This window comes from Agromyces arachidis, from assembly GCF_052805135.1.
The window spans coordinates 51,470-74,487 of sequence record NZ_JBRBDK010000001.1; the positions used below are offsets into that span (position 1 = coordinate 51,470).

The window sequence follows — 23,018 nt, forward strand, 5'->3', positions numbered from 1 at the left end:
TCAGGCTCCGACCCGGGACGCCGGCGCCGCGGCATCCGTCGCCGCGGCGATCGTGGAGCCGGCGGGCACGGTGACCGAAGCCGGCGGCTTCGCCGCGAGCATCCGCTCGAGCGCCACCCTGGCGGGCGCGGCGACGTCGTCCGCGACCTCGATGCGGTTCACTACCCGGCCGGCGACGAGCTCCTCGAGCACCCAGGCGAGGTAGCCCGGGTGGATGCGGTACATCGTCGAGCACGGGCAGACGACGGGGTCGAGGCAGAAGATCTCGTGCTCGGGGTGCTCGGCGGCCAGGCGCTGCACCAGGTTGATCTCGGTGCCGATCGCGAAGGTCGAGCCGGCGGGCGCCGCTTGGATCGCCTTCACGATGAAGTCGGTGGAGCCGGCGGCATCCGCGGCGTCGACGACGGGCATCGGGCACTCCGGGTGCACGATCACCTGCACGCCGGGGTGCTCGCGGCGGGCCTGCTCGATCTGGTCGATTGTGAAGCGCTTGTGCACCGAGCAGAATCCGTGCCAGAGGATGACGCGCGCGTCCTCGAGCTCGGCGGCGGTGCTGCCGCCGAGCGGCTTGCGCGGGTTCCACATCGGCATGGCCTCGAGCGGCACGCCCATGGCCTTGGCGGTGTTGCGCCCCAGGTGCTGGTCGGGGAAGAAGAGCACGCGCCGGCCGCGTTCGAACGCCCACTCCAGGACGGTCGTCGCGTTGGACGAGGTGCAGACGATGCCGCCGTTGCGGCCGACGAAGCCCTTCAACGCGGCCGACGAGTTCATGTAGGTGACGGGGATCACGGGCACGCGTCCGTCCGGACCCGGCGTCGCCAGGTCGCCGTAGAGCTCCTCGAGCTGCTCCCAGCACTCCTCGACGCTCGACGTGTCGGCCATGTCGGCCATCGAGCACCCGGCGGCCAGGTTCGGCAGGATGACGGCCTGCTCCGGCCGGGAGAGCATGTCGGCGGTCTCGGCCATGAAGTGCACGCCGCAGAAGACGATCGCCTCGGCCTCCGGCTTGGACTTGGCGGCGTTGGCCAGCTGGAACGAGTCGCCGGTGAAGTCGGCGTGCTGCACGACCTCGTCGCGCTGGTAGAAGTGGCCGAGCACGACGACGCGGTCGCCGAGCGCGGCCTTCGCCGCGCGGATGCGCTCGTCGAGCTCGTCGGCGCCCGCCTCGCGGTACTCGGCGGGCAGCGCGCCCTGCCGCGGCGCTCCCGCCGGGATGACGTCGCCCATCGACGAGCCCGGGCCGTAGCCCGCCGGCCCGCGGTCGAACTCCCACGGCCCCTTCGCGAGGTCGGGCGAGCAGGTCTCGCCGCGGGCCGCTCCGGTCGTGATGAGGCGGATGCCGCGGTCGACGGACGCCGCGTCGCGGATGCGGCGGGCCTCGATGTCGGTGACGGGGATGGTGGTGCTCATGGCGTGTCCTTGCTGTGGGTGCCGGGCCGTGCGGTCGTGGGTGCGGTGGCGGATGCCGCGTGCGGCGGCGCCGCGGGCGCCGGTGAGGGCGACGCCACGGGCGAGTGGGCGGGATCGAAGCGGTAGAGGGCGGGCGGCCGGTGGCGCGTGCCCGCGAGGCGTTCCCCGGTGTCGACGAGCGTGCCGGACGCCTCCATGGTGCGGCGGAAGTTCGCGGGGTCGAGGCGCTTGCGGAGCACGGCCTCGTGCACGCCGCGCAGTTCGGCCATCGTGAACGTCTCGCCGAGCAGCGCGTGGGCGATGCCCGAGTACTCGAGCTTCGTGCGCAGCCGTCGCAGCGCGTAGTCGAGGATCGCGGCGTGGTCGAATGCGAGGTCGGGCAGGTCGTCCTCGTCGAACCACCGCACGTTCTCGTCGGAGACGGCCCGCTCGACCTCGTCGGAGTGGACGAGCGCCCAGTACACGACCGACACGACGCGCTCGCCGGGCGAGCGGTCGGGGTCGCCGAAGGTGAAGAGCTGCTCGAGGTACCGCGGCGCGAGGCCCGTGGTCTCGTTGAGCGTGCGCGCGGCCGCGGCGTCGAGCGACTCGCGCACGGGCAGCCAGCCGCCCGGCAGCGCCCAGCGCCCGAGTCCGGGTTCGCGGAGGCGCCGGACGAGCGGCACCCGCAGGCTCGGCCGCTCGGTTCCGTCGCCGCCGGCCTCGGGGGAGAGCGCGAAGATGACCGTGGAGACGGCCAGGCGCGCTCGCGCGTCGTGCTGCGGCATCCGCTCGCCCCTCTCGCCGGCCTTAGTGTCAGGATGACGCTAAGTGGATCGGGACCAGCTTACAGTCAGGTTGACACGAACGCGAATCCCGTGACGAGGCGACCCCGGGCGACCGCCGGGAACGCGCGCCTTCGGCCGCCGGCATCCGGACGCGCGCGCGGCGCGGAGGGCGTTGTAGACTGCCCGGACAACCGCACATCGGGCCATCGACGCATCGCGGGAGAGCCGGCAGTCCACAGCGCCGGCACCGAAGGAGCAAGCCTCCCCGCCAATCTCTCAGGTCGCATCACCGCGATGACCAGGCCACTCTGAAAAGCGGATGCCGCGCACGCGGCATCCCGCCGAAGGTGAAAGCAAGCTCCCCGGGGCGCGCGAAGCTCTCAGGCCCATGACAGAGGGGGAGTTCTCGAGCGGCGCACCGCCGCGCCACCGCGCGATATGGAGAACTCGTGACCGACGCACCCGGCACCACCGACCCCGGCACCGCCACCGAACGACGCAGCCCCCTCGACGGGGTGCACCGCGCAGCCGGCGCGTCGTTCACCGACTTCGCCGGGTGGCAGATGCCCGTCCGGTACTCCAGCGACCTGGCCGAGCACCACGCCGTGCGCGAGCACGCCGGCCTCTTCGACCTGTCGCACATGGGCGAGATCCTGGTCGTCGGCCCCGAGGCGTCCGACGCGCTCGACTACGCGCTCGCGGGCAAGCTGTCCGCGATCGCCGAGGGCCAGGCGAAGTACTCGCTCCTGCTCGCCCGCGACGGCGGCGTCGTCGACGACCTCGTCGTGTACCGCACGGGGGAGGACCGCTACATGGTCGTCGCGAACGCCTCGAACCGCGACGTCGTGGTCGAGGAGCTGCGCAACCGCACGTCGCCGTTCGAGTGCGAGGTGTTCGACGAGTCCGACGACGTCGCGCTCATCGCGCTGCAGGGCCCCGACTCCCTCGAGGTCCTCCAGCAGACCGAGGGCTTCGGCATCCAGGGTCCGGGCAACGACGGCGAGGACTTCGTCGCCGCCGTCGCCGCCCTCAAGTACTACCGGGCGCTCGCCGCCGAGTTCGAGGGCGCCCCCGTGCTCGTCGCCCGGACCGGGTACACCGGCGAGGACGGCTTCGAGCTCTACCTCGCGCCCGAGCAGGCCGAGCGCCTCTGGGAGGCGCTGCGCGAGACGGGCGGTCCCCGCGTCGTGCCGTGCGGGCTCGCGAGCCGCGACACGCTCCGCCTCGAGGCGGGCATGCCGCTCTACGGCCACGAGCTGACCCGCGACGTGCTGCCCGTGCAGGCCGGCCTCGGCCGCGTCGTCGCGCTCTCGAAGGAGGGCGACTTCGTCGGCCGCGCCGCGATCGAGGAGGGGCCCGCCGACGGCGCGCCCGTGCTCGTGGGCCTCACCGCCGAGGGGCGGCGGGCGCCGCGCGCCGGCTACCCCGTGTACGACAGCGACGGCGAGGACGCCCGGAAGGTCGGCGAGGTCACGTCGGGCGCCCTCTCGCCGACGCTCGGCCACCCCGTCGCGATGGCGTTCGTGGCACCGGATGCGTCCGAGCCCGGCTCGGAGCTGTTCGTCGACGTGCGCGGCACGCGCGTCGCGGCATCCGTCACCGCCCTGCCGTTCTACAAGCGCGGCGCCTGAGCGCCGAAGCCCGACCGCACCGCACCGCACCGCACCGACCAGCATCGCCCGAGACCAGAGGAGCACCCCATGACCGATCGCACCGACCTCAAGTACACCGAAGAGCACGAGTGGGTGAAGGTCGACGGCGAGACCGTCACCATCGGCATCACCGACTACGCCGCGGAGAAGCTCGGCGACGTCGTCTACGTCGACCTGCCCGCGGCCGGGACCGCGATCACCACCGGCACGGTGGTCGGCGAGATCGAGTCCACGAAGTCGGTCGGCGAGCTCTTCGCGCCCGTCGACGGCGAGGTCGTCGAATCGAACCAGGCCGTCGTCGACTCGCCCGAGCTCGTCAACAGCGACCCCTTCGGCGAAGGCTGGCTCCTCAAGGTGACCGCCGCGTCGCTGCCCGAGCTGCTGAGCCTCGACGAGTACCGCGCCCTCACGGGCGAATGACGATCGCCCTCCCACGAAGGACATCATGACCAGCACCTCCTCGGCCTTCGACGTGGACGCCTTCGGGCGACGCCACATCGGCACGACCCCGCGCGACCACGAGTGGATGCTCGCCGCGCTCGGCTACGACTCGCTCGACGCGCTCATGGACGCCGCCGTGCCCACCGCGATCCGCATGCAGCAGGTCGTCGACTCGGTGATCCCCGCGGCGGCGACCGAGCGCGAGGCGATCGAGGAGCTCCGTGCGCTCGCCGACGCGAACACGGTGCGCACCTCGATGATCGGACTCGGGTACTCGGGCACCATCACGCCCGCCGTCATCCAGCGGAACGTGCTCGAGAACCCCAGCTGGTACACGGCCTACACGCCCTACCAGCCCGAGATCTCGCAGGGCCGCCTCGAGGCGCTGATCAACTTCCAGACGATGGTCTCCGACCTGACCGGGCTCGACACCGCCAACGCGTCGATGCTCGACGAGGGCACCGCGGTGGTCGAGGGCATGCTCCTCGCGCGCCGCGCCTCGAAGTCGGGCTCGAACCGCTTCGTCGTCGACGCCGACGCGCTGCCGCAGACCCGCGCGCTGCTCGAGTCCCGGGCCGACGCAGTGGGCATCGAGCTCGTGGTCGCCGACCTCGACGAGACGACGGATGTCGCGGGCCTCGGCGAGCACTTCGGCGTCTTCGTGCAGTATCCCGGCGCATCGGGTCGGGTCTGGGATCCGTCGGCGGTGATCGCCGCGTCGAAGGCCCAGGGCGCCCTCGCCGTGGTCGCGGCCGACCTGCTCGCGACCGCCCTGATCACCAGCCCGGGCGAGCTGGGCGCGGATGTCGCCGTCGGCACCACCCAGCGCTTCGGCGTGCCGATGGGCTTCGGCGGCCCGCACGCCGGGTACATGGCCGTGCGCAAGGGCCTCGAGCGCCAGATGCCCGGCCGGCTCGTCGGCGTCTCGCAGGACGCCGCCGGCCACCCCGCCTACCGGCTCAGCCTGCAGGCGCGCGAGCAGCACATCCGCCGGGAGAAGGCGACCTCGAACATCTGCACCGCGCAGGTGCTGCTGGCCGTCATGGCGTCGATGTACGCGGTGTACCACGGGCCGCGCGGCATCCGCCACATCGCCGTGTCGACCGCGGCGAAGGCGAGTGCGCTCGCCGAGGCCCTCTCCGGATCCGGGCTCGCCCTCGTGCACGAGGCGTACTTCGACGCGATCCGCGTCCGCGTGCCCGGCCGCGCCCGCGGCGTGGTCGAGCGCGCCCGCGAGCTCGGCGTGAACCTGTGGGAGGCCGATGAGGACACGGTCCACGTCGCCGTCGACGAGACCACCACCGAGGCCGAGCTCGCGCTCGTCGCGGAGGCGTTCGGCTCCGACGGGCGCGTCGAGGTCCACGTCGCGCTGCGCGAGGCGCCGGCCGGCCTGCCCGCCGCGATGCGGCGCACCTCGTCGTACCTCGAGCACCCGGTGTTCAACACGCACCAGTCCGAGACGCAGATGATGCGGTACCTGAAGTCCCTCGCCGACCGCGACTACGCGCTGGACCGCGGCATGATCCCGCTCGGCTCCTGCACGATGAAGCTCAACGCGGCGACCGAGATGCAGGCCGTCACCTGGCCGGAGTTCGCGAACCTGCACCCGTTCGCCCCCGAGGCCGACGTGCGCGGCTCGCTGGGCCTCATCGAGCAGCTCGAGGCCTGGCTCGCCGAGGTGACCGGCTACGACACCGTCTCGCTGCAGCCGAACGCGGGCAGCCAGGGCGAGCTCGCGGGGCTGCTCGCCATCCGCGGCTACCACCTCGCGAACGGCGACGTCGAGCGCGACGTGTGCCTGATCCCCTCGAGCGCGCACGGCACCAACGCGGCGTCCGCGGTCCTCGCGGGCATGCGCGTCGTGGTCGTCGCGTGCGACGAGCTCGGCAACGTCGACCTGGGCGACCTGCGTGCGAAGATCGCCGACCACGCCGACCGGATCGCGGCGCTGATGATCACCTACCCGTCGACCCACGGCGTGTACGAGCACGACGTGAAGGACATCACGAAGGCCGTGCACGACGCCGGCGGGCAGGTCTACATCGACGGCGCGAACCTGAACGCGCTGCTCGGATTCGCCCGGTTCGGCGACGTCGGCGGCGACGTGTCGCACCTCAACCTGCACAAGACCTTCTGCATCCCGCACGGCGGCGGCGGCCCGGGCGTCGGCCCGGTGGCGGCGAAGGCGCACCTCGCGCCGCACCTGCCCGGCCACCCGATGGCGCAGCGGAACGCCCACGCGGGCGGCGTGGCGCACGGCGGCGGCCCGGTGTCGGCGGCGCCCTACGGCAGCCCGTCGATCCTGCCGATCTCGTGGGCGTACGTGCGGATGATGGGCGCCGAGGGGCTGAAGCAGGCGACCGCCACGGCGGTCCTCGCGGCGAACTACGTCGCGGCGCGGCTGCGCGACCACTTCCCGGTGCTGTACACGGGCGAGAACGGCCTGGTCGCGCACGAGTGCATCCTCGACCTGCGGCCGCTGACCGCCGAGACCGGCGTCACGGTCGACGACGTCGCGAAGCGGCTCATCGACTACGGCTTCCACGCGCCGACCATGTCGTTCCCGGTCGCGGGCACGCTCATGGTGGAGCCGACCGAGTCGGAGGACCTCGCCGAACTCGACCGCTTCGTCGAGGCCATGATCCAGATCCGCGCCGAGGCCGATGCGGTCGCGAAGGGGGAGTGGCCGGCCGACGACAACCCGCTGCGCAACGCCCCGCACACGGCCGAGTCGGTGATCGCCGGCGAGTGGTCGCACCCGTACACGCGCGAGCAGGCGGTGTACCCGGTGCCGTCGCTCGTGCGGGCGAAGTACTGGGCACCGGTGCGGCGCATCGACCAGGCCTACGGCGACCGCAACCTCGTGTGCGCCTGCCCGCCGATCGAGGCGTTCGCCTGAGCTCGCACGGGACCGGCCGGTATGCGCACCCCGCCGGCCGGTCCCGCATCCGCCCCCATCGCGCCGCCACGGGAGTAAGCTGAGGAACTCTCGCACTGGGGGGTGCGCATGTCGAACGACCTGATCGCGGTCATCGCGACCATCGCCTTCGCCGGGGTGATGGTGGGCTGCACGCTGGCGGGCTCGGGGTCGCTCGGGCTCCAGCAGCGCGCCGGACTGCTCGAGCGGCGGAACCCGGGCCTGGCCGAGGCGCTCCGCCGGGCCGAGGGCATGAGCGACCTCGCGCGCGGCGGCTTCACGACCGGCGCGGAGGCCTTCTCGGCGGTGTGCACGCCGAGCCGCCGAAGCTGGATGGACGGCGCACGGGTCCGCGCGGCCGACTCCGACCTCCGGGTGGAGCCGCCCGAGGAGGCGCTGCCGCCGATGCCGGCGACGGTCGTCGCGCTCGCCGGGTCGCGCCATGTCGCCGAGGCGCCGCGGCCGCGGCATCCGTCGCCCCGGCCCTCGACCGGTGCGCCGGTCGGTCAGTCGCCGGCCGGTGCGAACAGGTCGGGCCACCACGCGAGCGCGAGCGGGTAGCCGACGAACGACACGATGTCGAGGAGCCAGTGCGCGATGACGAGCGGCATCGTGCGGCCCCACCGCGTGTAGGCCCAGCCGAACACGACGCCCATGATCGCGTTGCCCACGAAGGCGCCGACGCCCTGGTACAGGTGGTAGGTGCCGCGGAGCAGCGCGCTCGACAGGATCGTCGCCCACGGGCCCACGCCGAGCTCGCGGAGCCGCGTGAACAGGTAGCCGACGGCGACCACCTCCTCGACGAGGGCGGCCTTCAACGCGGCCAGCACGAGGATGGGCACGGTCCACCAGTACGCGTCGAGCGACTGGGGGACGACCGCGACCGTGAAGCCGAGCGCGCGCCCGGCCGCGTAGAGCGCGAGACCCGGCACGCCGATGATCGCGGCGAGCAGCAGCCCGGATGCCGCATCCCTGCCGGGTCGCCGGAAGTCGAGCCCGATCCGCCGGAACGGGTCGCGACCGGGCTGCCACAGCAGGTACAGCACGAGCGCCACGACCGCCACCCCGAACACCACGCCCAGGAACTGGTAGGTGAGGTCGAGCCACTCGCGCTCGGCGCGCGACGGGTTGAGCGCCGCGGACTGGTCGGAGATCGGCCGTTCGTCGGTGAGCCTGGCGATGATCGACACGATCGAGTAGACGGCCGACGCCCCGAGCGAGAGGGCCAGCACGATCGCGACCTCGATGCGCAGGCGTCCCGGCGTGTGCATGCGGCAATCCTCGCATGCGCGCGTCGGACGCAAGAATCGTGCGTCACCGGCTGCTCATCTGAGCAGACCGGCCGTCGTAGGTTTCGCCTCGGTAACGGTTGGCCGCTCGGGTTTGCGACGCCGTGACGCGCTTATAGTCTCGTCTCACCTACCAGCGCCCCCAGACCCGATCCTTCGCGTCCACCAGACTCGATCTCGTTCTGTCGCGCGCTCATCTCACAGGAGGAACATTGAAGATCAAGAGAATCGGCGTCGCAGCCATTGCTCTTGCGGCGGCCGGCGCGCTCGCGCTCAGCGGTTGCTCGACCAGCAGCGAGCCCGCGGCCCCCGAGGGCGACTCGACCGCGATCGTCACCACGAACGGCTCCGAGCCGCAGAACCCGCTGATCCCGACCAACACCAACGAGACCGGTGGCGGAAAGATCCTCGACTCGATCTTCGCGGGCCTGGTGTACTACGACGCCGACGGTGCCGCCAAGAACGACATGGCGGAGTCCATCGAGACCGAGGACGCCCAGACCTACACGATCACCATCAAGGAGGGTCAGGAGTTCACCAACGGTGAGCCCGTCACCGCCGAGTCGTTCGTGAAGGCCTGGAACTACGGCGCCGCGCTCGACAACGCGCAGCTCTCCAGCTACTTCTTCGAGTCGATCGAGGGCTTCAGCTACGACGAGAACGTCGACGAGCTGTCGGGCCTCGAGGTCGTCGACGAGCGCACCTTCACCGTGACCCTCAGCCAGCCGGAGTCGGACTTCCCGCTCCGACTCGGCTACTCGGCGTTCTTCCCGCTGCCCGAGGCGGCGTGGGAGGACCTCGAGGCCTTCGGCGAGAACCCCATCGGCAACGGCCCCTACAAGCTGGCCGAAGAGGGCGCCTGGAAGCACAACGAGCGCATCGACCTCGTGAAGAACGAGGACTACCAGGGTGACCGCCAGGCCGCCAACGGTGGTCTCTCGATCATCTTCTACGCGACGCAGGACGCGGCGTACGCCGACCTGCAGGGTGGCAACCTCGACATCATCGACGCCATCCCGGACAGCGCGCTCTCGACCTTCCAGGACGAGTTCGGCGACCGCTCCGTCTCGCAGGGCGCGGCGATCTTCCAGTCGTTCGTGGTCCCGGACCGTCTCGCGCACTTCGGTGGCGAGGAGGGCAAGCTCCGCCGCGCCGCGATCTCGCACGCGATCAACCGCGAAGAGGTCACCGACGTGATCTTCTCCGGCACCCGCACCCCGGCCAAGGACTTCACCTCGCCGGTCATCGACGGCTACTCGGAGGACATCGAGGGCTCTGACGTGCTCGAGTACGACCCGGAGCTCGCCAAGGAGCTGTGGGCCGAGGCCGACGCCATCAGCCCGTGGGAGGGTTCGTTCCAGATCGGCTACAACGCCGACGGCGGCCACCAGGGCTGGGTCGACGCGGTGACCAACCAGATCAAGAACGAGCTGGGCATCGACGCCTCGGGTGCTCCGTACCCGACCTTCGCCGAGTTCCGCACGGCCATCACCGACCGCGCCATCCAGACCGGCTTCCGCACCGGTTGGCAGGCCGACTACCCGTCGCTCTCCAACTTCCTCGGACCGATCTACGTGACCGGCGCCGGTTCGAACGATGGTGACTACTCGAACCCCGAGTTCGACGCCCTCATCAAGGAAGGCCTCTCGGAGACCGAGGTCGAGGCCGGCATCGAGAAGTTCCAGCAGGCGCAGGAGATCCTCTTCGAGGACCTCCCCGCGATCCCGCTCTGGTACTCCACCGTCAACGGTGCGTGGAACGAGCAGGTCGAGAACGTCGCGTTCGGCTGGAACTCGGTCCCGCTGTACTACCAGGTGACCAAGACCGAGGAGTAATTCTCGATCTCGGTGTCAGAGGGTTAGACTCTCAGACGCCCGTGGGGCGGCGGTCCGATGGATCGCCGCCCCACTCCCACGTATCCGGGGTGCAGGCAGAGCGCGTAACATCGTGAGGTCGCACTCCCACAACGGTGAGGTTTCTTCAACAATCATGTCCACTCACGAGAAGCACGAGGCCTGATCCATGGGCGGTTACATCGTGCGCCGACTGTTGCAGGCGATCCCTGTCCTGCTCGGCACCACCTTCCTGATCTACTTCATGGTCTTCGCCATGCCGGGCGACCCCGTGGTCGCCCTCTTCGGCGACAAGACCCCGCCGCCCCAGGTCCTCGAGGCGGTCCGCGAACGGTACAACCTCGACAAGCCGTTCATCGTCCAGTACCTGCTCTTCCTCGGCGGGATCTTCCAGGGCGACTTCGGCGTCTCGTTCTCCGGGCAGCCCGTGTCCGAGATCCTCGCCGAGACCTTCCCGGTCACGCTCCGACTCGCGGTGCTCGCCGTCTTCTTCGAGATGGTTGCCGGCATCACCATCGGACTCGTGTCGGGCCTGCGCAAGGGCGGGATCTTCGACGCGTCGTTCCTCGTCGTCAGCCTGATCCTGATCTCGCTGCCGATCTTCGTCGTCGCGTTCGTCGCGCAGTACGTGCTCGGCATCCAGCTCGGCCTCTTCCGGACCACCGTCGGTCCCGGTGCGCCGATCCAGGACCTGATCCTGCCGGCCATCGTGCTGGCGACGATCAGCTTCGCCCAGATCGTTCGACTGACAAGGGCGTCGGTCATCGATACGGATGGACAGGACTTCGTTCGCACCGCCGCGAGCAAGGGCCTGTCGCGCCGCCGTATCGTCCCCGTGCACATCCTGCGCAACTCGCTGATCCCCGTCGTGACCTACCTCGCCGTCGACTTCGGCGTGCTCATGGTCGGCGCGACCGTCACCGAGGGGATCTTCAACGTTCCCGGCGTAGGCCGCACCCTCTACCAGGCGATCATCCGCGGCGAGGGACCGACCGTCGTCTCGTTCGTGACCGTCATGGTGCTGATCTACCTCGTCATCAACCTCCTGGTGGATCTCCTGTACGCCGTGCTCGACCCGAGGATCCGCTATGCCAAGTAACACCACTCGCCCCACGCAGGCGCACTACGTCGCGCCGCTCGACGAGACGCCCCTCGTCGCGATCGACTCGGTCAAGGCCGAGGGCAAGCCCTCGAACCTCTGGCGCGACGCCTGGCGCGACGTGCGCAAGCCTCCGATGTTCTGGATCTCGTCGGCGCTCATCGTGCTGATCGTGATCGTCGCCCTGTTCCCGACCCTGTTCACCAGCGTCGACCCCCGGTACTGCCAGCTGTCGCTGAGCAACCAGGGCCCCGGCGACGGAAGCGTGCTCGGCTACAACCGCCAGGGCTGCGACATCTACTCGCGGATCATCCACGGCACGTCCACGTCGCTGTCGGTGGGCCTGATCGTGACCTTCCTCGTGGCCTCCCTCGGCATCCTCTTCGGTGCCCTGGCCGGCTTCTACGGCGGATGGGTCGACGCGGTCCTCTCCCGCCTCGGCGACATCTTCTTCTCGATCCCCTACATCCTCGCGGCCGTCGTCATCATGTCGGTGCTCTCGCAGTACGCGAGCGTGTGGACCATCTCGCTCGCGATCGGCATCTTCGCGTGGCCGGCCACGGCCCGTGTGCTGAGGGCCGAGATCCTGAGGGTCAAGAACTCGGACTTCGTCATGGCGGCCACGGCCGTCGGCGTCACCCGGTTCCGCATCCTGCTGCGCCACGTGCTCCCGAACTCGATCGCCCCGGTGATCGTGATCACCACCATCTCGCTCGCGTCGGCGATCGTCGCGGAGGCGACCCTGTCGTTCCTCGGCGTCGGACTGCCGTCGTCGACGATGTCGTGGGGCAATGACATCAGCCAGGCCCAGGTCGACCTGCGGACGAACCCGCAGACCCTGATCCTGCCCTCCATCGCGCTGTCGGTCACCGTCCTGAGCTTCATCATGCTCGGCGAGGTCGTCCGCGACGCGCTCGACCCGAAGGCGAGGGCGCAGCGATGACCAGCACCGTGAACGGAACCGATGTGAACCAGGCCACGCCAGGCACCGAGGAGCGGCCGCTCCTCGAGATCAAGGACCTCAAGGTCGCCTTCAACACGCAGGAGGGCGAGGTCACCGCGGTGGACGGCGTGAACATCACGCTGTACCGCGGCCAGAGCCTCGCCATCGTGGGCGAGTCCGGCTCGGGCAAGTCCACGACCGCGCACGCGATCATCAACCTCCTCCCGGGCACCGGCCACATCGCCGGCGGCCAGATCCTCCTCGACGGCCAGGACCTCACCAAGGCCTCCAAGAGGGAGATGGAGGAAATCCGCGGTCGCAAGATCGGCTTCGTGCCGCAGGACCCGATGTCGAACCTGAACCCGGTCTGGTCGATCGGATTCCAGGTCGAGGAGGCCATCAAGGCCAACGGGATCGCGACCGAGCGCAAGGAGGTCAAGGCCCGCGCCATCGAGGTGCTGAAGCAGGCCGGCCTGCAGGACGCGGACCGACGCCTGAAGCAGTTCCCGCACCAGTTCTCGGGCGGCATGCGCCAGCGCGTGCTGATCGGCATGGGACTCGCGGCCGACCCGCAGCTGCTCATCGCCGACGAGCCCACCTCGGCGCTCGACGTGACCGTCCAGCGGGTGATCCTCGATCACCTCGAGTCGCTCACGCGCGAGCTGGGCACGACCCTGCTCTTCATCACCCACGACCTCGGTCTCGCCGCGGAGCGCGCCGAGCAGCTGGTCGTGATGTACAAGGGCAAGATCGTCGAGTCCGGGCCCTCGCTCGAGATCCTCCAGAACCCGCAGCATCCCTACACCCAGCGGCTCGTCGCGGCCGCGCCGAGCCTCGCGTCGCGGCGCATCCAGTCCTCGGGCGGGATCGCGGCGGCCGAGGCCGCCGTCGCGGAGAACGCGGGCACCGCAGCGGGCGACGTGATCGACCTCATCGCCACCGCCGAGGCCCGGCACGACGCGGTCGAGGCGGCCAAGGCGAAGGAACCGGCGATCGTCGTCGAGAACCTCACCAAGGTGTTCAAGATCCGCGGTTCGGGCGACTTCACCGCCGTCGACGACGTCTCGTTCGAGATCCCCAAGGGCACCACGATGGCGCTCGTCGGCGAGTCGGGCTCGGGGAAGTCGACCGTGGCCAAGATGCTCCTGAAGCTCGAGGACGCGACCAGCGGCAAGATCGTGGTCGGCGGCAAGGACCTCGCGAGCACGTCCGGCAAGGAGCTGTTCGAGCTCCGCAGCCGGATGCAGCCCGTGTTCCAGGACCCGTACGGTTCGCTGAACCCGCTGCGCAACATCGGGAACACGATCGCGGAGCCGCTCTACACGCACTCGGTGGGCACCAAGGCCTCGCGTCGCGAGCGCGTCTTTGAACTGCTCGACCAGGTGTCGCTCCCGCGGACCCTCGTCGGCCGTTACCCCAACGAGCTCTCGGGCGGCCAGCGCCAGCGGATCGCGATCGCGCGGGCGCTCGCGCTGAAGCCCGAGATCGTCATCCTCGACGAGGCGGTGTCGGCGCTCGACGTGCTCGTGCAGGCGCAGATCCTGCGCCTGCTCGCCGACCTGCAGGCCGAGCTCGACCTGACGTACCTCTTCATCACGCACGACCTCGCGGTCGTGCGCGTCATCGCCGACAACGTGTGCGTGATGCAGAAGGGCCGGATCGTCGAGGCCGCGGCCACGGACGAGGTGTTCGACAACCCCAAGGAGCAGTACACCAAGGACCTGCTCGCGGCCATCCCGGGCGCGAACCTCAAGCTCGGCGCGTAGCGCCGGAGGTCCTCCACGCCGGACGCCCGGCCCCTCGACGGGGGCCGGGCGTTCGCCGTTCCTGCGACAGGGTAGGCTGGTGAGGCGCGATCCGTGTCGATCGGACCGACGCGCTCCCACCGACTCCCATCCAGCGCCTCCCGCGCTGCCGAACCGCGCCCCGGTGCCCTCACGGCGACCGGCGGCCACGCGAGGACCCACCATGGCCAAGGCCACCCGCAACGACCTGCGCAACGTCGCGATCGTCGCCCACGTCGACCACGGCAAGACGACCCTCGTCGACGCCATGCTCAAGCAGACGCACTCCTTCGCCGAGCACGCGCACGTCGACGAGCGTGCGATGGACTCCAACGAGCTCGAGCGGGAGAAGGGCATCACCATCCTCGCGAAGAACACCGCGGTGGAGTACAACGGGCGCCACGCGGCATCCGGCCCCGTCACGATCAACGTGATCGACACCCCGGGCCACGCCGACTTCGGCGGCGAGGTCGAGCGCGGCCTGTCGATGGTCGACGGCGTCGTGCTGCTCGTCGACGCGTCCGAGGGGCCGCTGCCCCAGACGCGCTTCGTGCTGCGCAAGGCGCTCGAGGCCCGCCTTCCGGTCATCCTGCTCGTCAACAAGACCGACCGTCCCGACGCGCGCATCGACGAGGTCGTCGCCGAGAGCCAGGACCTGCTGCTCGGCCTGGCCTCCGACCTCGCCGACGACGTCCCCGACCTCGACCTCGACGCCATCCTCGACGTGCCCGTCGTCTACGCCTCCGGCAAGGCGGGGCGCGCGTCGACGACCAAGCCGGCCGACGGGTCGCTGCCCGACAGCGACGACCTCGAGCCGCTCTTCGAGGCGATCCTCACGCACATCCCGGCGCCCACCTACGACGACGAGGCGCCGCTGCAGGCGTGGGTCACGAACCTCGACGCGTCGCCGTTCCTCGGTCGTCTCGCGCTGCTGCGCGTCTTCAACGGCACCATCCGCAAGGGGCAGACGGTCGCGTGGGTGCGCCACGACGGTTCGCACTCGAACGTCCGCATCACCGAGCTGCTGAAGACGAAGGCGCTCGAGCGCCACCCCGCCGAGGAGGCCGGCCCCGGCGACATCATCGCCGTCGCGGGCATCGACGAGATCACGATCGGCGAGACCCTCGCCGACCCCGAGGACGTGCGCCCGCTGCCGGCGATCTCGGTCGACGACCCGGCGATCTCGATGACGATCGGCACGAACACGTCGCCGCTGGTCGGCAAGGTGAAGGGCCACAAGCTGACGGCCCGGATGGTCAAGGACCGCCTCGACCGCGAACTGATCGGCAACGTCTCGCTCAAGGTGCTCGACATCGGCAAGCCCGACGCCTGGGAGGTGCAGGGCCGCGGCGAGCTCGCCCTCGCCATCCTGGTCGAGCAGATGCGCCGCGAGGGCTTCGAGCTGACCGTCGGCAAGCCGCAGGTGGTCACGAAGACCGTCGACGGCAAGGTGCACGAGCCGTACGAGCACCTGACGATCGACGCCCCCGAGGAGTACCTCGGCGCGATCACCCAGCTGCTCGCGGCGCGCAAGGGTCGCATGGACGGCATGTCGAACCACGGCACCGGATGGGTGCGGATGGAGTTCATCGTGCCGAGCCGCGGCCTCATCGGCTTCCGTACCGAGTTCCTCACGATCACGCGCGGCACCGGCATCGCCAACGCCATCTCGCACGGCTACGACGAGTGGGCGGGCACCATCACCACGCGCAACAACGGCTCGATCGTCGCGGACCGCTCGGGCGTCGTGACCCCGTTCGCGATCATCGCGCTGCAGGAGCGCATGACCTTCTTCGTGAACCCCACCGAGGAGGTCTACGAGGGCATGGTCATCGGCGAGAACTCCCGCAACGACGACATGGACGTCAACATCACGAAGGAGAAGAAGCTGACGAACATGCGCTCGTCGACGGCCGACACCTTCGAGTCGATGACCCCGTCGCGGCAGCTCACGCTCGAGGAGTGCCTCGAGTTCGCCCGCGAGGACGAGTGCGTCGAGGTGACCCCCGAGAAGGTGCGCATCCGCAAGGTCGAGCTCGACGCCACGGCGCGCGCACGTGCGGCCTCGCGCCTGAAGAAGCAGGGCTGACCCCTCGAGCGGATGCCGCGTGCCCGGGCTGCACGCGGCATCCGTTCGACCCGTTGATGAAGTTCACAGAAACGACGCCGTATGGTTGTCGGGTTCTTGAAACCCTACACGCCAGTTACGCAATCGTTACGTTCAGAAACCCCCTGTGACTCTATGACCAAGCCCCCCCACGGTCGCCGTGCCGCCACGCGCCCCCGCCCGGCCTCGCGCTCGACCCGAACCCCCGCCCCCCGAACCCGTCGTCCCGGCGCGGCACCGGCGCGATCGATCATGTCGATCGCGGCGATGTCCATCGCCGGCGGCATGCTCCTGGCCACGAGCGTCCCCGCGCTCGCGGTGAGCGCCACCGACACCGAGGTGCGTGCGTCCGTCTACGCCCCCGCGCAGGACGCCGTCACGCAGCGCGCCCAGTCGCTCGAGGTGAGCGCCGAGGCGGTGCTCGAGCCCATCGACGTCGAGGGATGGGACGTCGAGGCCGCTCCGCCGCCCATCGAGTCGAGCGTCGCCGGCGTCGGCGACGTGTCGCTCCTCGAGTCGCCGCGGATCGTGTGGCCGGTCGACCCGTCGCGCATCTCCGACGGCTTCGGCTACCGCAACGCCCCGTGCGGCGGCTGCTCGACCAACCACGACGGCATCGACTTCAACCCGGGCGAGGGCGCACCCGTCGTCTCGCTCGCCGACGGCGTGGTCATCACCGCGACCGAGGGCGGCGGCGGCTTCGGCGCCTACGTCGAGGTGCAGCACAACATCAACGGCGTGCTCATCACGTCGCTCTACGCGCACATGCAGTACGGGTCGATCCCGGTCTCCGTCGGCCAGCGCGTCAGCGCGGGCGACGTCGTCGGGGCGGTCGGCTCGACCGGCCAGTCGACCGGCCCGCACCTCCACCTGGAGATGTACGGCGCGGACGGCCTGCGGTTCGACGGCCTGGCCTGGCTCCAGTCCAACGTCACCGGCTGATCCGCGCGGTCGGGTGGGCGCGAGTCCGCCCGACCGCCGTCACCGCCCGCTGAAGTCGGGCGACCGCTTCTCGAGGAACGCCGCGACGCCCTCGCGCATGTCGTCCGTGCGGAACGCGTCGGCGAACCCCTCGACCTCGAGGTCGGTGGCCTGAGCCGTCGGCGTCCCGGACGCCTCGACCAGCACCCGCTTCGCGAGCGCGACGGCCGTCCACGCGTTGTCGGCGACCTCGGCGATGGTCGCACGAGCGCCCTCGAGCAGCGCCGCCCGATCCGGGAAACGGCGCGCGACCAGGCCCGCCGCCTCCGCGGTCGCTGCGTCGATGCGCCGGCCCGTGTAGATGAGTTCCTTGGCGAGCGAGAGGCCGACGGCGCGCGGGAGTCGCACCGTGCCGCCGAACCCGGGGATCAGGCCGAGCCGGACCTCGGGCTGGCCGAAGGCGGAGGCGTCCGTCGCGTAGACGAAGTCGCAGGCGAGCGCGAGCTCGAGCCCTCCGCCGAGCGCGAAGCCGTCGACGCAGGCGATGACGGGGGCGGGGAACGCCTCGATCGCGGCCGCGACCCGGTGGCCCAGTCGCGCGGCCTCCGCACCCTGCTCGGGCGTCAGCCCGGCGAGCGATCGGATGTCGGCACCGGCGACGAACGCGCGGCCTCCCTCGCCGACCACGATGACGCCGCGCACCGCGTCGCGCTCGGCGAGGAGCGACTCGAACGCGTCGGCGATCGCCGAGAGCACGTCGGGGGAGAGGGCGTTCAGCGCGGCGGGACGATCGATGACGACGGTCGCGACGGCTCCGTCGCGCTCGACGCGCACGGGCGCCTGGTCGGGTGCGGGCTGCTCGGTCATTCCTCGTCCTTCCCGGCGCGCCTCGGTGCCCGCCGCGACCACGCTACGCCATCGGCCGTGCCACGCGCCGACGATAGAATCGCGCCATGCGTGCTCTTCCCGCCCCCGCTCGCGCGGCGGCCGCGGTCTCCGCGGCCGCGCTCGTGCTCGGCCTGCTCTCCGGTTGCACCGGCACCCCGTTCGACGGCCTCTTCAGCCAAGGCGTCGAGGACGCGGTGAACGGGACCACGGGCGGCGAGGTCGACCTCAGCGGCGAGCTGCCGGCCGACTTCCCGGCCTCGGTTCCCCTCATCGACGGCGAGATCGAACTGACCGGGGGAGTCGGGAGCGCCGGCGGCTGGGTCGTCGTCCTCACGTCGGCGGCGGCCGATCCGCTGGCCGATGCGGCGGCGGCGTTGAAGGAGGCCGGGTTCTCGGAGCAGACCGGTGTCTCCGGACAGGTCGCCGCGGGGGCCCTCTACTCGGACGGCAGCCACCTCGTCGTGCTGGCCGGAGACGGGTCGACCGTGACCTACACGGTCACGGTCGCGCCGTGAGCGCCGGCCCCGTCGCGGGTGCGGAGCCCGAGACCGCGGAGACCTCGTGGCCGAGCCGGGTCGGCACCCTCCTCATCGCGGCGATCGTGGGGTTCGTCGCGGGCACGGTCACGACGATCGGGCATCGGCACGCGTGGCAGATCGGCGAGGTCTCGCTGCCGTGGGGCCTCGTGGCCGGCCTCGCAGCGGTGGCGGCGCTCCTCGTCGGCATCCGCCTCGTGGCCGGGGGCCGGGCGGCGTCGATCGCGGCGGCCGTCGGGATCGTGGGCGCCGTCGCCCTGTTCACGCTCCCCGGTCCGGGCGGATCGGTCCTGGTGGCGAGCGGCGTCGTCGGCACGGTGTGGTCGGTCGGCCCCGCCCTCATCGCGGTGCTCGTGACGGCATGGCCCTCGCTTCCGGCGCGGGGCGCCGCGCGCACGCCGACGCCCCCGTCGCACGCGTAGACTGGCACCCCAGCCTCATCGAAGGGACAGCGACCCACCGTGACCTATGTGATCGCCCTGCCGTGCGTCGATGTGAAGGACCGCGCCTGCATCGACGAGTGTCCCGTCGACTGCATCTACGAGGGTGAGCGTTCGCTCTACATCCACCCCGACGAGTGCGTCGACTGCGGTGCCTGCGAGCCCGTGTGCCCGGTCGAGGCCATCTACTACGAGGACGACCTGCCCGACGAGTGGGCCGACTACTACAAGGCGAATGTCGAGTTCTTCGACGACATCGGCTCCCCGGGCGGTGCCGCGAAGGTCGGCGTCATCGCGAAGGACCACCCGCTGATCGCCGCCCTGCCCCCGCAGGGGCACTGAGCATGGCGCTCGGCGCCCTGCCCGAGTACCCGTGGGACCTGATGGTCCCGTACCGGCAGCGCGCGGAGTCGCACCGCGAGGGGATCGTCGACCTGTCGATCGGGTCCCCGGTCGATCCGACGCCGCAGGTCGTGCGCGACGCGCTCGCATCCGCCGCCGACGCGCACGGCTACCCGGCCACGGTCGGCACGACGGCGCTCCGCCGTGCGATCGTCGACTGGTACGCGCGCCGTCGGGGCGTGGTCGGGCTGGACCCCGACGCGGTCCTGCCCACGATCGGCTCGAAGGAGCTCGTCGCGCTGCTGCCGTTCCTCCTCGGCGTCGGCGAGGGCGACGTGGTCGTGCACCCGAGGGCGGCGTACCCGACCTACGAGATGGGGGCCGTGTTCGCCGGAGCCCGCTCGCTCGCCTCCGACGACCCCGACGAGTGGCCCGCCGGAACGTGCCTGGTGTGGCTCAACTCGCCCGGCAACCCCGACGGACGCGTGCTCGGCGTCGATGAGCTCCGGCGCGCGGTCTCACGCGCCCGGGAGCTGGGCGCGATCATCGTCGGGGACGAGTGCTACGCCGAGCTCGGGTGGGAGGCGCCCTGGCGGGACGGCGCGGTGCCGAGCATCCTCGACCCGCGGGTCACCGGCGGCGACACGACCGGCGTCCTCGCGATCTACTCGCTGTCCAAGCAGTCCAACATGGCCGGGTACCGCGCCGCCTTCGTCGCCGGATGCCGCGACTCGATCGCCCGGCTCACGACGGCGCGGAAGCACGCCGGGCTCATGGTGCCCGCCCCGCTCCAGGCGGCGATGACCGTCGCGCTGGGCGACGACGCGCACGTCGCCGAGCAGAAGGAGCGGTACCGCGCGCGCCGCGATCGCCTCAAGGGCGCGCTGGAGGATGCGGGTTTCCGCATCGACCGGAGCGAGGCGGGCCTCTACCTCTGGGCCACCGAGGGGCGCGACGCGTGGGAGTCGGTCGGCCGGCTGGCCGACCTCGGCATCCTGGCCGGGCCCGGGCACTTCTACGGGGCTCACTTCCCGGAGCACGTCAGGTTGTCGCTGACGGCGCCCGACGAGCGCATCGCGGTCGCCGCCCGACGACTCAGTGCGACCGCGGTGCGCTGAAATCCTGTCGGATCCATCAACGCAGAGGCCGATCCCTTGGTGGTTGCGGCAATGTGCCGGTCGCCCGTCTAGGCTGTAGTGCGGGCCGCCGACGCCGACCGGCACGGGGCCGGAAAGCAGGTGATCCCGCAAGTGACGATCACAGGAGATGCCGTGAGCGACGTCGTGACCAACGCGGCCGGGGCCGACCGCCCCGACACCGCGACGCTGGCCTTCCCGGGCGGCTCCGCCGAGTTCCCCATCCACTCCGCCGTCCAGGGCAACTCGAGCATCGACCTGTCGACGCTCACGCGCCAGACCGGGCTCACGGCGCTCGACTACGGCTTCGTCAACACGGCGTCGACGAGGTCGGCCATCACGTACATCGACGGCGAGCAGGGCATCCTGCGGTACCGCGGGTACCCGATCGAGCAGCTGGCCGAGCAGTCGACCTACCTCGAGGTCGCCTGGCTCCTCATCTACGGCGAGCTCCCGACCGCCGACCAGCTCGCCGAGTTCGACGAGAAGATCCGCCGGCACACGCTGCTGCACGAAGACCTCAAGCGCTTCTTCTCGGCGCTGCCGCACACGGCCCACCCGATGGCCGTGCTCTCCAGCGCCGTCGCCGCGCTCTCGACCTACTACGAGGACTCCTCCGACCCGCACGACCCCGACCACGTCGAGTTGACCACCGTCCGCCTCCTCGCGAAGCTGCCGGTGATCGCGGCCTACGCGCACAAGAAGAGCATCGGTCAGGCGTTCCTGTACCCCGACAACTCGCTGAACTTCGTCGAGAACTTCCTCCGGCTGAACTTCGGCAACATGGCCGAGCCGTACTCGATCGACCCCACCCTCGCCAAGGCCCTCGACCGGCTGCTCATCCTCCACGAGGACCACGAGCAGAACGCCTCGACGTCCACGGTCCGCCTGGTCGGCTCGACCGGTGCGAACCTCTACGCGTCGATCTCCGCCGGCATCCAGGCGCTTTCGGGCCCGCTGCACGGCGGCGCGAACGAGGCGGTGCTCCAGATGCTCGCCCGCATCCGCGACTCCGGCGAGGGCGTCGGCAAGTTCGTCGAGCGCGTGAAGAACAAGGAGGACGGGGTCAAGCTCATGGGCTTCGGCCACCGCGTCTACAAGAACTACGACCCGCGCGCGAAGATCGTGAAGACCAGCGCCGATGCGGTGCTGGAGGGCCTCGGCGTGAACGATCCGCTGCTCGACATCGCCAAGGAGCTGGAGCAGTTCGCCCTCGAGGACGACTACTTCAAGCAGCGCCGCCTGTACCCGAACGTCGACTTCTACACCGGCGTGATCTACAAGGCGATGGGCTTCCCGACGCGCATGTTCACGGTGCTGTTCGCGATCGGCCGGCTCCCCGGCTGGATCGCCCACTGGCGCGAGATGAACCTCGACCCGCAGACCAAGATCGGACGGCCCCAGCAGCTGTACACGGGCTCGCTCGAGCGCCCGTACCCGAACGGCTGAGACCCGACCGGTCCGATGCGACGGCCCCGCCCCGACCAGGGGCGGGGCCGTCGGCGTCAGATCGCCGCCACCTCGTCGGCGGCGGCATCGTCGGCCGGCGTCTCGCGCCGGTCGACGAGGCCGGGACGGGGATCGAGGTGGATCCCGGCGAGCATGCAGCGCACCGATCCGCCCGCCAGCTCGATCGTCGGCACGTCGAGCGGCAGCAGCCGTGCCGAGCGCTCGATGCGCGCCCGCTGGTCGTCGGAGAGGGCGTCGTGGGCCCGCTGCGACAGTGCGAGCACCCGGCCACGGCTGCCCCACAGCTCGAGCGCGTTGCCGGCGAACTCGTCGACCTGCTCGTTCGTGAGCGCGATGACGTCGCGGCGGCCCCGTGCCGAGAGTCGGTCGACGATCTCCTGTCGTCGGGCCGGCGACACGATCATGTCGGTCGCCACCAGCGCGTACTCCGTCGCGATGCTCATGATCACGTTGGTGTGGTAGACGGCGACGCCCCGGCCGTCGACCGCGTCGAAGACCATCGGCTCGTAGCCGAAGTTCGTGCAGAATCGCTCGAGCGCGATCGGGTCGGCGCGGTTGGAGCGGGCGGCGTACGCGATGCGCGACTCGTGGTCGAGCACCATCGCGCCGGTGCCCTCGAGGAACACGTCGTCGTACTCGAGCCCGGAGTAGTCGATCACGTCCTGCACCCGGTAGGTGGTCTTCAGCAGTTCGACGATGTCGGGTCGGCGCTCGGTCCGGCGGTTCGGCGTGAACATCGGGAAGAGCGCGATGTGGCCGCCCGAGTGGGTCGAGATCCAGTTGTTCGGGAAGACGCTGTCGGGCCGGTGCGAGGTCTCGTCCTCGAACAGGTGGACCGTGACGCCGGCCTCCTCGAGGGCATGCGCAGCCCTGGTCGCCTCGGCGTAGGCCGAGGCCGCGAAGCCCGCCTCGTCGAGGCCCTCGGTGCTCGGCTGGAAGCCGTTGTCCTCGAGCGTCAGCGGGTTGGGGGAGAAGCGGTGCGGCCGGACCATGACGACCGCGGAGGGCGACTGGACGGACATC

General features: G+C 70.8%; 20 protein-coding genes and 2 riboswitches. Of the genes, 15 read left to right on the forward strand and 5 right to left on the reverse strand.

Annotated elements, in window-relative coordinates; all coding sequences use genetic code 11:
* A complete protein-coding gene (nadA, locus tag ACUY4T_RS00280) occupies nucleotides 1–1,410 on the reverse strand; it encodes a quinolinate synthase NadA (protein WP_446016899.1) in 1,410 nt (469 codons plus the stop codon).
* Entirely contained in the window at nucleotides 1,407–2,177 is a 771-nt protein-coding gene (locus ACUY4T_RS00285; protein WP_446016900.1) for an NUDIX hydrolase, read from the reverse strand. Before ACUY4T_RS00285 ends, nadA begins: the two co-directional genes overlap by 4 nt.
* Before the next feature lie 207 nt (nucleotides 2,178–2,384).
* Nucleotides 2,385–2,479, forward strand: a riboswitch (glycine riboswitch).
* Nucleotides 2,480–2,582, forward strand: a riboswitch (glycine riboswitch).
* A 44-nt stretch (nucleotides 2,583–2,626) separates the two neighbouring features.
* Here ACUY4T_RS00285 and gcvT point away from each other — a divergent pair.
* The 4 genes from gcvT to ACUY4T_RS00305 all read left to right on the forward strand — a co-directional run bounded on the left by gcvT (nucleotide 2,627) and on the right by ACUY4T_RS00305 (nucleotide 7,748).
* On the forward strand, nucleotides 2,627–3,808 hold the full coding sequence (gene gcvT, locus ACUY4T_RS00290; protein ID WP_446016901.1) for a glycine cleavage system aminomethyltransferase GcvT: 1,182 nt from the start codon (nucleotides 2,627–2,629) through the stop codon (nucleotides 3,806–3,808).
* A gap of 69 nt (nucleotides 3,809–3,877) precedes the next feature.
* A complete protein-coding gene (gcvH, locus tag ACUY4T_RS00295; RefSeq protein WP_446016902.1) occupies nucleotides 3,878–4,249 on the forward strand; it encodes a glycine cleavage system protein GcvH in 372 nt (123 codons plus the stop codon).
* Nucleotides 4,250–4,274: 25 nt separating this feature from the next.
* Nucleotides 4,275–7,169: an aminomethyl-transferring glycine dehydrogenase gene (gene gcvP / locus ACUY4T_RS00300; protein WP_446016903.1), complete on the forward strand. Its 2,895-nt coding sequence runs from the start codon at nucleotides 4,275–4,277 to the stop codon at nucleotides 7,167–7,169.
* 108 nt (nucleotides 7,170–7,277) lie between these two features.
* Nucleotides 7,278–7,748, forward strand: a complete 471-nt coding sequence (locus ACUY4T_RS00305; protein WP_446016904.1) for a hypothetical protein — start codon at nucleotides 7,278–7,280, stop codon at nucleotides 7,746–7,748.
* On the opposite strand, the gene ACUY4T_RS00310 is transcribed toward ACUY4T_RS00305, so the two are convergent.
* Nucleotides 7,694–8,458 carry a CPBP family intramembrane glutamic endopeptidase gene (locus ACUY4T_RS00310; protein WP_446016905.1) on the reverse strand — a complete coding sequence of 255 codons (765 nt, stop codon included), beginning with the start codon at nucleotides 8,456–8,458 and terminating at the stop codon, nucleotides 7,694–7,696. The two genes, ACUY4T_RS00305 and ACUY4T_RS00310, sit on opposite strands and share 55 nt — an antisense overlap.
* A 230-nt stretch (nucleotides 8,459–8,688) precedes the next feature.
* On the opposite strand from ACUY4T_RS00310, the gene ACUY4T_RS00315 reads away from it, so the two are divergent.
* The 6 genes from ACUY4T_RS00315 (at nucleotide 8,689) to ACUY4T_RS00340 (ending at nucleotide 17,204) form a co-directional block, all read left to right on the forward strand.
* Entirely contained in the window at nucleotides 8,689–10,311 is a 1,623-nt protein-coding gene (locus tag ACUY4T_RS00315; protein ID WP_446016906.1) for a peptide ABC transporter substrate-binding protein, read from the forward strand.
* Between the two features lie 187 nt (nucleotides 10,312–10,498).
* Complete coding sequence (locus ACUY4T_RS00320) at nucleotides 10,499–11,428, forward strand: ABC transporter permease (RefSeq protein ID WP_446016907.1); 930 nt, start codon at nucleotides 10,499–10,501, stop codon at nucleotides 11,426–11,428.
* Entirely contained in the window at nucleotides 11,418–12,371 is a 954-nt protein-coding gene (locus tag ACUY4T_RS00325) for an ABC transporter permease (protein ID WP_446016908.1), read from the forward strand. The genes ACUY4T_RS00320 and ACUY4T_RS00325 overlap by 11 nt, the downstream gene beginning before the upstream one ends.
* Nucleotides 12,368–14,137 carry a dipeptide ABC transporter ATP-binding protein gene (locus ACUY4T_RS00330; RefSeq protein WP_446016909.1) on the forward strand — a complete coding sequence of 590 codons (1,770 nt, stop codon included), beginning with the start codon at nucleotides 12,368–12,370 and terminating at the stop codon, nucleotides 14,135–14,137. Before ACUY4T_RS00325 ends, ACUY4T_RS00330 begins: the two co-directional genes overlap by 4 nt.
* A 202-nt stretch (nucleotides 14,138–14,339) precedes the next feature.
* A complete protein-coding gene (gene typA, locus ACUY4T_RS00335) occupies nucleotides 14,340–16,244 on the forward strand; it encodes a translational GTPase TypA (RefSeq protein ID WP_446016910.1) in 1,905 nt (634 codons plus the stop codon).
* A gap of 285 nt (nucleotides 16,245–16,529) precedes the next feature.
* Nucleotides 16,530–17,204, forward strand: a complete 675-nt coding sequence (locus ACUY4T_RS00340; RefSeq protein ID WP_446016911.1) for a M23 family metallopeptidase — start codon at nucleotides 16,530–16,532, stop codon at nucleotides 17,202–17,204.
* A gap of 39 nt (nucleotides 17,205–17,243) precedes the next feature.
* Here ACUY4T_RS00340 and ACUY4T_RS00345 read toward each other — a convergent pair whose 3' ends face one another.
* Nucleotides 17,244–18,050 carry an enoyl-CoA hydratase/isomerase family protein gene (locus tag ACUY4T_RS00345; RefSeq protein WP_446016912.1) on the reverse strand — a complete coding sequence of 269 codons (807 nt, stop codon included), beginning with the start codon at nucleotides 18,048–18,050 and terminating at the stop codon, nucleotides 17,244–17,246.
* 86 nt (nucleotides 18,051–18,136) lie between these two features.
* Here ACUY4T_RS00345 and ACUY4T_RS00350 point away from each other — a divergent pair, with 86 nt between their 5' ends.
* The 5 genes from ACUY4T_RS00350 (at nucleotide 18,137) to ACUY4T_RS00370 (ending at nucleotide 21,974) form a co-directional block, all read left to right on the forward strand.
* On the forward strand, nucleotides 18,137–18,586 hold the full coding sequence (locus ACUY4T_RS00350) for a hypothetical protein (protein ID WP_446016913.1): 450 nt from the start codon (nucleotides 18,137–18,139) through the stop codon (nucleotides 18,584–18,586).
* Nucleotides 18,583–19,029 (forward strand): hypothetical protein, encoded by a 447-nt coding sequence (locus ACUY4T_RS00355; protein WP_446016914.1) that lies wholly within the window; start codon nucleotides 18,583–18,585, stop codon nucleotides 19,027–19,029. Before ACUY4T_RS00350 ends, ACUY4T_RS00355 begins: the two co-directional genes overlap by 4 nt.
* A 39-nt stretch (nucleotides 19,030–19,068) precedes the next feature.
* Complete coding sequence (gene fdxA / locus ACUY4T_RS00360; RefSeq protein WP_446016915.1) at nucleotides 19,069–19,389, forward strand: ferredoxin; 321 nt, start codon at nucleotides 19,069–19,071, stop codon at nucleotides 19,387–19,389.
* A gap of 2 nt (nucleotides 19,390–19,391) precedes the next feature.
* The gene (dapC, locus tag ACUY4T_RS00365) at nucleotides 19,392–20,507 is read left to right on the forward strand and encodes a succinyldiaminopimelate transaminase (protein WP_446016916.1); all 1,116 of its coding nucleotides are present in this window, start codon (nucleotides 19,392–19,394) and stop codon (nucleotides 20,505–20,507) included.
* Between the two features lie 153 nt (nucleotides 20,508–20,660).
* A complete protein-coding gene (locus ACUY4T_RS00370; RefSeq protein ID WP_446016917.1) occupies nucleotides 20,661–21,974 on the forward strand; it encodes a citrate synthase in 1,314 nt (437 codons plus the stop codon).
* 56 nt (nucleotides 21,975–22,030) lie between these two features.
* Here ACUY4T_RS00370 and ctlX read toward each other — a convergent pair whose 3' ends face one another.
* Nucleotides 22,031–23,017, reverse strand: coding sequence for a citrulline utilization hydrolase CtlX (ctlX, locus tag ACUY4T_RS00375; protein WP_446016918.1), 987 nt, complete (start codon nucleotides 23,015–23,017; stop codon nucleotides 22,031–22,033).
* Nucleotide 23,018 lies beyond the last annotated feature (1 nt).

What these genes read in the sequence shown, in the direction of transcription:
- ACUY4T_RS00345 (WP_446016912.1), bottom strand. Translation starts at nt 18,050, where the DNA reads ATGACCGAGCAGCCCGCACCCGACCAGGCGCCCGTGCGCGTCGAGCGC.
- ACUY4T_RS00350 (WP_446016913.1), top strand. Translation starts at nt 18,137, where the DNA reads ATGCGTGCTCTTCCCGCCCCCGCTCGCGCGGCGGCCGCGGTCTCCGCG.
- typA (WP_446016910.1), top strand. Translation starts at nt 14,340, where the DNA reads ATGGCCAAGGCCACCCGCAACGACCTGCGCAACGTCGCGATCGTCGCC.
- ctlX (WP_446016918.1), bottom strand. Translation starts at nt 23,017, where the DNA reads ATGTCCGTCCAGTCGCCCTCCGCGGTCGTCATGGTCCGGCCGCACCGC.
- gcvH (WP_446016902.1), top strand. Translation starts at nt 3,878, where the DNA reads ATGACCGATCGCACCGACCTCAAGTACACCGAAGAGCACGAGTGGGTG.
- gcvP (WP_446016903.1), top strand. Translation starts at nt 4,275, where the DNA reads ATGACCAGCACCTCCTCGGCCTTCGACGTGGACGCCTTCGGGCGACGC.
- ACUY4T_RS00330 (WP_446016909.1), top strand. Translation starts at nt 12,368, where the DNA reads ATGACCAGCACCGTGAACGGAACCGATGTGAACCAGGCCACGCCAGGC.
- ACUY4T_RS00310 (WP_446016905.1), bottom strand. Translation starts at nt 8,458, where the DNA reads ATGCACACGCCGGGACGCCTGCGCATCGAGGTCGCGATCGTGCTGGCC.
- ACUY4T_RS00305 (WP_446016904.1), top strand. Translation starts at nt 7,278, where the DNA reads ATGTCGAACGACCTGATCGCGGTCATCGCGACCATCGCCTTCGCCGGG.
- dapC (WP_446016916.1), top strand. Translation starts at nt 19,392, where the DNA reads ATGGCGCTCGGCGCCCTGCCCGAGTACCCGTGGGACCTGATGGTCCCG.
- ACUY4T_RS00320 (WP_446016907.1), top strand. Translation starts at nt 10,499, where the DNA reads ATGGGCGGTTACATCGTGCGCCGACTGTTGCAGGCGATCCCTGTCCTG.
- ACUY4T_RS00340 (WP_446016911.1), top strand. Translation starts at nt 16,530, where the DNA reads ATGTCCATCGCCGGCGGCATGCTCCTGGCCACGAGCGTCCCCGCGCTC.
- ACUY4T_RS00285 (WP_446016900.1), bottom strand. Translation starts at nt 2,177, where the DNA reads ATGCCGCAGCACGACGCGCGAGCGCGCCTGGCCGTCTCCACGGTCATC.
- ACUY4T_RS00325 (WP_446016908.1), top strand. Translation starts at nt 11,418, where the DNA reads ATGCCAAGTAACACCACTCGCCCCACGCAGGCGCACTACGTCGCGCCG.
- nadA (WP_446016899.1), bottom strand. Translation starts at nt 1,410, where the DNA reads ATGAGCACCACCATCCCCGTCACCGACATCGAGGCCCGCCGCATCCGC.